This window comes from Salinimicrobium oceani, from assembly GCF_012037645.1.
The window spans coordinates 1-520 of record NZ_JAAVJR010000386.1 but is presented as its reverse complement, the minus strand read 5'-3'; the positions used below and the strand labels follow the sequence as shown (position 1 = coordinate 520).

General features: G+C 46.5%; 1 protein-coding gene. It reads left to right on the top strand.

Annotated elements, in window-relative coordinates; all coding sequences use genetic code 11:
• Positions 1-520 (top strand): aconitase family protein (locus HC175_RS17310; protein WP_235942663.1); only part of this gene is annotated, 520 nt, incomplete at both ends.

Genomic DNA, 520 nt, shown 5'->3' with positions numbered 1-520 from the left:
AACCGCACAAATGGCCCTGTTGCAGTTTATGCAGGCAGGAAAGAAAAATGTAGCAGTTCCAACAACTGTTCACTGTGATCACCTTATTCAGGCTAAACTGGGAGCTCAATTTGATCTTCCCAGCGCTAAAAAATCGAGTGATGAGGTTTTTGATTTTCTGGAATCTGTTTCCAATAAATACGGCATTGGCTTCTGGAAACCCGGGGCCGGGATCATTCACCAGGTAGTTCTCGAAAATTATGCTTTTCCGGGTGGAATGATGATTGGAACCGATTCACATACCGTAAACGCCGGCGGCCTTGGAATGGTAGCCATAGGTGTTGGTGGTGCAGATGCGGTAGATGTAATGGCCGGTATGGCCTGGGAGCTTAAATTCCCTAAACTTATTGGAGTAAAACTTACCGGAAAACTTTCCGGTTGGACCGCTCCCAAAGATGTGATCCTAAAGGTTGCCGGGATCCTTACCGTTAAAGGGGGAACCGGGGCAATTATTGAATATTTTGGAGAAGGTGCCGAATCT